Below are 10,375 nucleotides of genomic sequence, written 5' to 3'. Positions count from 1 at the left end.
CCTGATCAAGGTGGGCGGCCGTCCCGGCATCCCCGTCCGCGTCCACCTGACCGCGGCGGAGAAGGACGTCAACGACACCAACAAGCTCTGGCACACCACCTCCCGCGCCGGACGCGCGAACGAGCCGCTGGCGACCGATCCGGTCATGGTGGAGATCCTGCCGTGAGCGTCCTCGTCGCCCTCGGCGCGAGCTGCGTTGCGCTCGGCTCGGCCGGCGCCGCGATCGTCAGCGTGATCGCCGCCCGCGGTCAGGGGGCGGCGGAGCGCGATCGGTTCCTTCTCACGGGCTGCTGGACCGGGATCGCCCTCCTGGCGGGCTTCGTCGCCTGGGACCAATGGGACCGGGTAATCGCATGAGCTGCACGTCGACGGTCGTCTACGACGGCTACCTCTGGGGCTGCTCGATGACCACGACGCACCCCACTCGTTCCACATGACGGACCTGCCCTGCGAATACGTCGACGCCGGGCAGGCCGTCCTCACCTGGGGCACGAGCCGCGAGGCCGCGCCCGGCGACCCGACTCCGCGCTACGACGGCCCGATCTACGAACGGTGCGAGCCACGCCGGTTCCTGCCGGCGCCGGTACCGCTGGCAGAGCTGGTGACGTCGTAACCGCCGCTCGCACCGGACCGCGCAGCTCTGGGGTCCGCGTGGTCAGGCCGGCGCGATTGCCGGACTCCTGGCTGTCGCGGTCCTCGTGGCCACGGCCGCGACGCTCGCATTCACCGCGACGGTGCAGCGCGTGATTCCTGTAGCGCCGACCCTCACCACCACCGCACCGATCGAAGGAGCTGCACCATGACCGCGACGATGAACAACCGCCGACGCGAGCCCGGGAAAGCCGGCAACGAGACGCTGATTCTCCTGTCGGCGGTCGCGGCCATCATCGCGATCGTCGGCTTCGCGGTATCGATGAAGGTTGGCTCCGATATGGATGGCGTTAATGCTGGAATCCCGGCAGACCCGTTCGCGATGATCGAGGGCCTGCGCAAGGGCACCTATTCCTGGCCCAGCTCGGGGACGACGATCGCCGCGGTGTTCGCCGGCGCTCTCGTCCTGATCGGGGTGTGGCTGCTGTGGCTGCGCGCGATGGAGGCGAAGGGTCGCACGAGCGTGGATCACGCGGCTCGCTACATGGCTACTCCGAAGCAGATGACGGGGATGCAGGAGAAGCAGTCGTTGGTGAAGTCGGCGCGTCTGGGTGTGCCGAAGAATGCGGGCGTCCCGATGGGGCGGATGATGCTCGGCGGGCGGACGTTGTTCGCGTCGTTCGAGGACATGATGATTCTGATCGCCGGTCCTCGCGTGGGTAAGTCGACGTCGCTGGTCATTCCCGCGATCACCGCCGCTCCGGGCGCTGTGGTCACGACGTCGAACAAGCGCGATGTGCTCGACGCGACCCGGGACCTGCGCGCGCAGGCCGGGGACGTGTGGGTGTTCGACCCTCAGCGCGTCGCGTTGGAGGAGCCGACCTGGTGGTGGAACCCGCTCTCCTACGTCACCGACGACACCAAGGCCGCGAAGCTCGCAGAGCACTTCTCCTCCGGGACGACCGCGGCGGGCTCGAAGACCGATCCGTACTTCGAGGGCAAGGGTAAAGACCTCCTCGCGGGCCTGCTGCTCGCGGCCGCGGTCGGGAACCGGCCGATCACGGACGTGTACGACTGGCTCTCTGACGTCACGCGCACCGAGCACCTGGAGTACCTGGAGGCATCCGGGTACCGGCGGATGGCGGATGGTGTCACCTCCGTGCAGCGGATGGTGGACAAGCAGCGCGACAGCATCTACTCCTCGGCGGAGCGGATGGCCGCGTGCTTGAAGAACACCGGCATCGAACGGTGGGTGAACCCGGACCCTTCGCCGCTTTCGCCGCGACCAGAGTTCAACCCGCACGAGTTCGTGAACGGTACCGGCACCCTCTACAGCCTTTCCAAGGAAGGTGCCGGCACCGCCGGCCCGCTCGTCACCGCGCTCACCGCGGCCACGATCGAGGCGGCGGAGGAGCTGGCCGCGAACTCGCCCGGTGGGCGGCTGCAAACGCCGCTGCTGGGGCTGCTGGATGAAGCGGCGAACGTGTGCCGGTGGACCGACCTTCCCGACCTCTACAGCCACTTCGGTTCTCGAGGAATCCCGATAATGAGCGTCTTCCAGTCCTACAGCCAAGGCATCGCCGTGTTCGGGCAGGGCTGGATGCGGAAGCTCTGGTCCGCGTCCAACGTGAAGGTCTACGCGGGCGGCGTCTCCGAGCCCGCGTTCCTGGGGGAGATGTCGGACCTGATCGGCACCTACGACCGCGAGACGACTTCGGTCAGCATGAACAGAGGCGTGCGCTCCACGTCCTCGTCGTTAAAGCGAGAGAAGATCCTCGAAGTGCAGGAGCTGGCCGACATGCCCCGCGGGCGTGCGGTGATGTTCTCCTCCGGTAACCGCGCCGTGCTGCTGCGCACGGTGCCGTGGTATCAGGGAGCGAAAGAGACCGCCGCGGCCATTAAGGCGTCGATCAAGGCGCACGAGCCGGGAGGGCGATCGTGACCGCCGCCGGCTATGACTTTGATGACGACGAGGCCGGCACTGTCGACGTTGAGGCAGACGAAGTGGGGGCCGGTGAGGAGGCGAAGCCAACGCTGTTCTATGCGTCGGAGGATGAGTTCGTTCGTAAGCATCTGCGCTACCACTACCGCCGCCCGGTCGGTCGGCCCAACCGGGCCAATTTCCGGTGGCAGGCCGCGTGGTGGAAGAGCGAGGAGGCGGCCTCGCGCATCGAGGCGCTGTGGCGTTTGTGGGAGAAGGCTCGCCTCGACGGCGGGTCCGGGATGAGCGACTGGTGGATCAGCCACTGCGACCGGCAGATGGCGATGCTGCTCTCCGCCACCGGCCCCTACGCGCTCTCCCTCGATGAGAATAAGGCCGGCGAACCATTGCCCTACACCCCACCTCCCCCTTCGTTCTTCCCGCCAGACAACCAGCCACCCGAAGACACCTGACACGGTCGCCCCGCACCGGCCGGAGGCCGTCGTCGTGCAAAGGTGGACGCGACGCCGTGCAAACCCCCGTCGCCGCGGCACGGCAGGCAGGACAACTCGCTCCAACAGCACCCGACGGGCTCGAGTGTCTCCTTCAACTAACGTTTGAACATGTCCTACGACGCACTGCCGCCCACTCCCTGGCCTGCATGGATGACCGAGCAGCACCATACGCTGATGGAACAACTGGCCGATTGGCCTTCGAACTCGGCGTGGATCGGGATCGCTAGCATTGACAATATCCTCGGGACTAACGGGAAACAGACTCAACGTCGCCACGGTCAACTCCTTCCTTTTTGCAATGAACCCGAAACCGAGGTGTTTGTCTGGAAGCCCGACAGGAATTCATGGGCACCCGAACTTTGGGTAGCGCCTTTTCGTCAGGACTACCGGTCCCTATACGAACGGTTCATAGAAAAATACTGGCCAACCGGGAATCTTAAGGAGGTGAAGTTCCACGTGGACCATTTATTTCCCAAAAGCGCGGCCGCGAAAGGCGAACTATCACACGTTCGTACGCTGGCGATTCCGGGACCATCAAACATTAGTGCTGGCACGCTCGAAAAGCAGATGGTGGCCAGAAACGTCCTTCTGGGCGCCAGAACCAAGCAAACGCGGATGGCAACACTGTACTCGCTAGGCAAGGCAGTGGGCTACGTCGGCTACGTAGACTTAGATACGTCTGACGGTCGACGTCGAATTGCAGCAGGGCTGATGAATGCGTTGCGCCAGGCGGGGGCACCGAAAGAAATTACCGATTCCAGTCTTGAAGAAGAGCTGTTGACCGAGACCCTCAACAATCTTCGCTGAGTGTCTTAGTCCGAGCCGCTGCTCAGTAGCTCTTCGGGAACCGGGTAGCGCCGATGATCGACGTTATGTCAGTTCGACCGAAGCCCCGGTCGGCAGGATGGCGATCGGCTCCCCTCATCGCTCCTGCGACAGGATGTCACCGGTCGCCGTCGAACTCCGGTGACAGACCGGGCGCTTCAGCGGTGAGACCTCGGATCACTGCGGCGACGACCAGGCGCTGCGTGAGCGCGGCGCTGGTGTCCACGGGCCACTGGCTCACCGATCCGACGTGCGCCGCGACGACCCCCTTCGCCAGGACGGCGGACTCGACGGAGGGGACGCGGCCGTGCACGGCGGCGAGGGCGGCGAAGCGCTCGCCCAGCTCGCGCGAGACGCGGTCGTCGTCGATCATCATCCGCTCGGCGAACTCCGGGTCCGCGGCAGCGCGTGCCAGGAGCACCGACCGCAGGGAGAACCACTCGCGGCTGGACGGGAGCGCGTCGAGGAGGGAGCGTACGGCGCCGTCGAGGGTCGCCGCGCGGTGCTCCTCCTGCAGCTGGACGTCGAGGGCCTCCTGCAGGCTCCCCCACACTCTCGCGGCCTGCTCCTCGTGGAGTGCGAGGAAGAGCTGGTCGACACCGGCGAAGTTCGAGTAGAACGCGCCGCGGGTGAAGCCCGCCTGCGCGCAGATGTCCTCGACGCGCTGGCCGATGGTGCCCGTGCTCTCGAAGAGCTCGGCGGCCGCGGCGAGGAGACGTCGTCGCGTCTCGCTCCTCCGCCGGACCGGAGCCTGCTCACCTGTGACCACGCCCCCAGCCTATTCGGATCCTTGCGCTGGATGGGCCTTTTCAGTACGTTTCGTTTCCAATGCATACCGTATCGAGAACTGGAACGCCCGAACCTCGACGGCGACGGTCCCCGTGGCTGCCGACCGCGACCGTCGTGCTCAACGGGGCGGTCCTCGCCTGGCTGAACCGGGTGGAGTGGTGGGGGTGGCTCGTCGTCGCGGCGGCCGCGGTCCTGATCGCGGCCGTCTCGAGGAGCTGGCGGCACCGGCACTGGATGCTGCGTACGGCGGCCTGGGTCGCGTCCGCAGGGCTCGTCGGAGCCGTCGCCCTCGCCGCGGGTCCTCTCCCGGCGACGCGGACGCTCGCCGGTCCGCACACCGCCCCGGTCACGACCCGGCAGGGCGACGTCGTCGGCGTGCACGACGCCGCGGCCGGGGTCGACGCCTTCGCGGGGATCCCCTACGCCGCTCCCCCGGTCGGCCCGCTGCGCTGGGAGGCGCCCCGCGCGGCCCCGCAGCGGTCGGCGACCCTCGTGGCCGACGACTTCGGCTCCTCCGCCGTTCAGCCGGAGCCGACGTTCCTCTCCCGAGCGGCGACCCGCGTGCTCGACCTGCCGCTGGAGGAGACGCTCCTCGGCGGGTACGCGACGGACGAGGACAGCCTCCGCCTGAACATCTGGACGCCGGCCGGCGGGGCGGGCGACTCCAGCCCGGTCCTCGTCTACCTCCACGGCGGCGCGTTCGTCTCGGGGTCCGGCGCCCTCCCCGCCTACGACGGCGCGGCGCTCGCCTCCCGGGGCGCGGTGGTCGTCACCGTCGCCTACCGTCTGGGCGTCCTCGGTTTCCTCGCCGGTGATGTGCTCGGCGGCGGCACCCCGGGAAACCAGGGACTGCTCGACCAGGTCGCCGCTCTGCAGTGGGTGCAGGACAACATCGCCGCTTTCGGCGGGGACCCGGGGCGGGTGACGGTCGCCGGCCAGTCCGCCGGCTCCGGCAGCGCCTGCATCCTCGGGGCCTCGCCCCTCGCGGCCGGCCTCCTCCACGGGATCATCGGCGAGAGCGGAGGATGCCTGGGGTCGGCGGGAGACCGCGAGGCCGGCGACCTCTACGACGACGCCGCCACCGCACGGGAGGCGGCTGCGCGCCTGAGCGAGGCCCTCGGCGGGGCGAGCCTCGCCGAGATGAGAGCCCTGCCGGCCGAGCGCATCGTCGCGGCCGCCGCTGGCCTCTCGCAACACTGGTGGCCCTCGATCGACAGCGTCGTCCTCCCCGACACGCCGCTCGCCGTCTACGAGGCCGGTCGGCAGAACGACGTCCCCCTCCTGCTCGGCAGCAACTCCGACGAGACCTCGCTCGATCTGCTGGGAGGCGTCGACCCGGATCCGGACGCCTACGAGCAGGAGGTGCGCCGGGAGCACGGAGACGACGCGGACCGATTCCTCGCGCTGTACCCGGGTGCCGTCGAGGACCAGGTCGTCGACTCCCGGCTGCGCGCCGACAGCGACCGGACGATGACCGCCCCGATGCGGCTCTGGGCGCTGACGGCCGCCCGGACCGGGCGGGCGGGCGTCCACGCCTACATCTTCACGCGCACTCCCCCGGAGAGCGGACTCGAGCGGTTCGGCGCGTACCACGGCGCCGAGGTGATGTACGCGTACGGGAACCTCGGGGCGGACGGCGACGCCGACTACACGGACGTCGACCGCCGGCTCGAGCAGGAGATGACCGCGCGCTGGCTCGCGTTCGTCTCCCACGGCGATCCGGACGCCGCCGGCCGCGAGCGGTGGCCGGCCCTCCAGGAGGATCCGGACAGCGTGCTCGAGTTCGGCGACGTCGTCCGGGTCGCCGGGCGCCCGTCCCCCGACGCGGTCGACTTCTGGCTCGCGGGGACGGGCTGACGCGGGGGCGCTCCTCGCGACGGAACCCTCCGGTCAGCGGGGAGCCTCCGCTCAGAGCTGCCCGACGAGGTGCGCCTGCCGACCGTCGCGCGCGAAGACCGGGATGACGGCCAGGGGCGCGTCGGCGACGATCCACTGCCCGCCCTCGTGCTCGGCGCCCGTCGAGAGCTCCGTCCAGCGCGCCCCGGCGGGCAGGTAGACCCGTCGGGAGACGGCTCCGGCGTGCGTGACCGGAGCCACCAGCAGGTCCGAGCCGAAGAGGTACTGGTCGGCCAGATCCCAGGCCTCCGGGTCCCCCGGGAACTCGTGGAACACCGCGCGCAGCACGGGCTGGCCCAGCTCGTGCGCCTCCCGCATCGCCTCGCGCGTGTAGGGGCGCAGGGTCTCGCGCAGATGCAGCAGGCGGGTGAGGATCGGCGTGGCCTCCTCGCCGAAGCTCCACACCTCGTTCGCGGCTCCGGTCGCGGCGCGGCGGGTCCCGTCGGCGGCCGTGACCGGGGCCGACGGCGCGCGGTCGCCGTGGAGGCGCATCACCGGGCTGAACGCGCCGAACTGGAACCAGCGCACGAGGAGCTCACGGAACTCCGGATCCGACGGGTCTCCCCCGGCGAATCCTCCGATGTCGGTCGTGAACCACGGGATCCCCGCGACGCCCATGTGGATGCCGGCCGTGATCTGGTGGCGCAGGTCCGCGAAGGTCGAGTGGATGTCGCCCGACCACACGAGCGCACCGTAGCGCTGGCTGCCCGCCCACGCGGTGCGGACGAGGTTGACGATCGCGGTCTCCCCGCCCTCGCTCTGCCCCTCGAAGAAGCCGCGGGAGAACGCCTGCGGGTAGAGGTTGCCGACCTGGACGGCGGGGCCGGCGGCGTAGCGGTAGTTATCGAAGTCGTAGACGCCGTACTCGGGCTCGGCCTCGTCGAGCCAGAAGAGCCGGATCCCGTGCTCGCCGTAGTTGCGCCGGCACGCCTCCCAGACGAACCTCCGGGCGGCGGGGCTCGTCGCGTCGTAGAACGCGCTCGGACCCTCGAACTGCATGTGCAGGTCCAGGCCCCGCTCGGCCTTGACGAGGAGGTTCCCCTTCTTCATCGCGATGTAGTTCTCGGACTCGACCGACACCTGCGGCCAGACCGAGACCATCAGCTCGATCCCGAGCTCGCGCAGCTCGGCGACCATGGCGGACGGATCCGGCCAGAACTCCTCCTCGAAGCGGAAGTCGCCCATGTGCGGCCAGTGGAAGAAGTCGGCCACGATCACGTCCATCGGCAGGCCGCGGCGCCGGTGCTCGCGGGCGACCTCGAGCAGCTGCTCCTGGTTCCAGTAGCGCAGCTTGCACTGCCAGAAGCCGAGGCCGTGCTCGGGCATCATCGGGACGTGCCCGGTCGCGTCGGCGTAGGCCCGGGTGATGTCGGCCGGGGTCTCCCCCGCGGTCACCCAGTAGTCGAGCTGCTGGGAGGACTCGGCGGACCACTCCGTGCGGTTGGCCGCGAAGGTCGCGCGGCCGATCGCGGGGTTGTGCCAGAGGAAGCCGTAGCCGCGGCTCGACAGCACGAACGGGACGCTCGACTGGGAGTTGCGGTGCGCGAGCTCGAGCGTGCAGCCCTTCAGATCGAGGATGTCCTGCTGGTACTGCCCCATCCCGTACAGCTTCTCGTCGGGGGACGTCTCGAACAGCGCGGTCAGTCGGAAGTCGCCGCCCAGGTGCGGACGCTGCTCGCGGGCGCGCAGCTTGAGCGCTCCCCCGCTCCCGAGCTCCCGGAAGAGCAGCTCCCCCCGACGGTCGTAGAAGGAGAGGGAGCAGGAGAGCTCGTGGTAGCCGGTCTGGTACCCGTAGCCCTCCTGCTGCTCGAGGACGACGGTGATGCCGCCGGCGCGCAGCGTCGCCCGCGGTCCCTCGATCGAGACCTCCGGCGCGTGGCGCTCGGGGGCGATCAGCGCCCAGTCGGTGTCGAGGACCTCCCCGGACCGGCGGGCGCGGACCCGGACGCTGTCCCTCCCCCACGGCTCGACGACGACGGTCTCGCCGTCGCCGCGCCAGACGAGGCGGTCCCCCTCGAGCGCGAACGCGTCGGTGTCCATGTGCTCCTGCTTCCTCGAGTCGGGCACGGCGCTCAGTCCTTGACCGCGCCGGCGGTGACCCCGGCGGCGACGTAGCGCTGGGCAACGATCAGCAGCACGGCGGCCGGGATGGAGGCGATCACGGCGGTCGCCATGATCCCGTTCCAGTTGGTGGTGGTCGATCCGATGTAGCGGTAGAGGCCGAGGGTGAACGGCACGATGCTGTTGCCCGAGGTGAGCGAGTTCGCGTTGAGGAAGTCGGCCCAGGCGAACAGGAACGAGAACAGGCCCGCGGTCACGATCGAGTTCCGGCTCAGCGGGATGACGATCGAGACGAAGGAGCGCCAGTTGCTCGCACCGTCGATCCGCGCGGCCTCGATCAGCTCGTCGGGGATGCCGAGCATGAAGGCCCGGAGGATGATCACCGCGAACGGCACGGAGGCGGTCGCGTCGGCGAGGATCAGGCCCGGATAGGTGTTGAGCAGCCCCAGCGCGTTGTAGATCGCGAACAGCGCGGTGACCAGGACGATCCCGGGGATCATCTGGGCGAGGAGGAACACGAACATCACGACGCCGGTCCCCCGCACCCGGAACTTCGCCATCGCGAAGGCGGCGGGCAGGGCGATCGCCAGCGTCAGGATCACGCAGCCGATCGAGATCACGAGGCTCGTGATGAGGTTCGGCAGCTGCGTCGAGAACGCCTGCACGTACCCGTCGAGCGTCGGGTCGCCGGGGAACAGGCTCGGCGGGGTCTGGATCAGGTTCTGCGGCTTGGTCAGCGAGACGTTGACCATCCAGTAGAGCGGGAAGAGGAGGAAGCCGCAGAGCACGATCGCGATGACCACGTCGATCCCGCGGCGCAGCCCTGTGGTGTGCCGGTTCATCCGAGGTCCTCCTTGCGCTGGGCGCGGATGTAGATCACGCCGAAGACGAGGGCGACGATCACGAGGATCTGGCCGGCCGCCGCTCCGACTCCGAACTGCAGGTCGGTGAAGGACTGCTCGTAGGCCCACGTCGCCAGGGTGTGCGAGCTGTTGGCCGGGCCTCCCTTGGTGAGGATCCAGATGACGTCGAACACCTTGATCGTGTAGACGAGGCCGAGGAGGAGCGTGACGGAGGTCACCGGTCGCAGCAGCGGCCAGGTGATGCTCCAGAAGGACCGCCAGCGCGAGGCGCCGTCCAGTGCCGCGGCCTCGTAGAGGCTCTCGGGGATGCCCTGCAGGCCTCCGTGCAGCAGCACCATGTTGAACGGGATGCCCAGCCAGATGTTGGCGATGATGACCGCCCACAGCGAGACGGACGGATCGGTCAGCCAGCCGACCGGCGTGCCGATCGCGGCGTTCAGGATGCCGAACTGCTGGTCGAAGATCCAGCGCCAGGCCGTCGCCGAGACGATCAGCGGCAGGAGCCACGGCAGCAGGATGAGGGAGCGGAACGTCGCCGAGAGCGGGAACCGGCGGCTGAAGAACAGCGCCAGGGCCATGCCGATCGTGAACTGGCCCACCAGCGAGACCACGGTGAAGACCACGGTGTGCCAGGCGATGCTCGCGAAGATCGGATCGGTGACGACCGTGACGTAGTTGTCGAAGCCGACGAAGGGGGCGATCCCGGTCACGAAGGACGAAGGTCCGAAGTCCTGGAGGCTAAGGACGACGCCGCGGATGATCGGGTAGACGAAGAAGACGGCGAGGAAGATCACCACGGGCGCCATGAAGGCGGCAGCGGCGAGGCGGAGGTGGGAGCGGGGTCGGCGGCGGGCGGGCGGCCTGGTGGCCGCCCCGCCCGCGACCGGCGCCGTGAGCACGGCGGGGTCGGTCAT

At 69.1% G+C, this 10,375-nt stretch carries 10 protein-coding genes; 6 read left to right on the top strand and 4 right to left on the bottom strand.

Annotation, left to right across the window (positions count from 1 at the left end):
- Positions 1-162: 162 nt before the first annotated feature.
- The 5 genes from C5D36_RS15120 to C5D36_RS16675 all read left to right on the top strand — a co-directional run bounded on the left by C5D36_RS15120 (position 163) and on the right by C5D36_RS16675 (position 3,834).
- Positions 163-357 carry a hypothetical protein gene (locus C5D36_RS15120; RefSeq protein ID WP_104296171.1) on the top strand — a complete coding sequence of 65 codons (195 nt, stop codon included), beginning with the start codon at positions 163-165 and terminating at the stop codon, positions 355-357.
- 76 nt (positions 358-433) lie between these two features.
- Positions 434-613 (top strand): hypothetical protein, encoded by a 180-nt coding sequence (locus C5D36_RS15115; RefSeq protein WP_104296170.1) that lies wholly within the window; start codon positions 434-436, stop codon positions 611-613.
- Positions 614-799: 186 nt separating this feature from the next.
- Positions 800-2,533, top strand: a complete 1,734-nt coding sequence (locus C5D36_RS15110; RefSeq protein ID WP_104296169.1) for a type IV secretory system conjugative DNA transfer family protein — start codon at positions 800-802, stop codon at positions 2,531-2,533.
- Entirely contained in the window at positions 2,530-2,985 is a 456-nt protein-coding gene (locus tag C5D36_RS15105) for a DUF4913 domain-containing protein (RefSeq protein WP_258062959.1), read from the top strand. The genes C5D36_RS15110 and C5D36_RS15105 overlap by 4 nt, the downstream gene beginning before the upstream one ends.
- A gap of 150 nt (positions 2,986-3,135) precedes the next feature.
- Positions 3,136-3,834, top strand: a complete 699-nt coding sequence (locus C5D36_RS16675; RefSeq protein WP_146083753.1) for a hypothetical protein — start codon at positions 3,136-3,138, stop codon at positions 3,832-3,834.
- Positions 3,835-3,970: 136 nt separating this feature from the next.
- Here the strand turns inward: C5D36_RS16675 and C5D36_RS15100 are convergent, their stop codons facing one another.
- On the bottom strand, positions 3,971-4,621 hold the full coding sequence (locus C5D36_RS15100) for a TetR/AcrR family transcriptional regulator (protein WP_104296168.1): 651 nt from the start codon (positions 4,619-4,621) through the stop codon (positions 3,971-3,973).
- Between the two features lie 134 nt (positions 4,622-4,755).
- Between C5D36_RS15100 and C5D36_RS15095 the strand changes: the two genes are divergently transcribed.
- A complete protein-coding gene (locus tag C5D36_RS15095; protein ID WP_219812609.1) occupies positions 4,756-6,498 on the top strand; it encodes a carboxylesterase/lipase family protein in 1,743 nt (580 codons plus the stop codon).
- A gap of 51 nt (positions 6,499-6,549) precedes the next feature.
- Here C5D36_RS15095 and C5D36_RS15090 read toward each other — a convergent pair whose 3' ends face one another.
- From C5D36_RS15090 to C5D36_RS15080, 3 genes are read right to left on the bottom strand one after another with little or no spacing between them, the layout of a single operon-like run.
- A complete protein-coding gene (locus C5D36_RS15090) occupies positions 6,550-8,577 on the bottom strand; it encodes a TIM-barrel domain-containing protein (protein ID WP_104246851.1) in 2,028 nt (675 codons plus the stop codon).
- Positions 8,578-8,609: 32 nt separating this feature from the next.
- The gene (locus C5D36_RS15085) at positions 8,610-9,440 is read right to left on the bottom strand and encodes a carbohydrate ABC transporter permease (RefSeq protein WP_104222044.1); all 831 of its coding nucleotides are present in this window, start codon (positions 9,438-9,440) and stop codon (positions 8,610-8,612) included.
- A complete protein-coding gene (locus C5D36_RS15080; RefSeq protein ID WP_104225253.1) occupies positions 9,437-10,375 on the bottom strand; it encodes a carbohydrate ABC transporter permease in 939 nt (312 codons plus the stop codon). The genes C5D36_RS15085 and C5D36_RS15080 overlap by 4 nt, the downstream gene beginning before the upstream one ends.

It is taken from the genome of Rathayibacter sp. AY1C6 (assembly GCF_002931535.1).
Classification (GTDB): domain Bacteria; phylum Actinomycetota; class Actinomycetes; order Actinomycetales; family Microbacteriaceae; genus Rathayibacter.
This window is presented reverse-complemented; position numbering and strand designations above follow the sequence as displayed.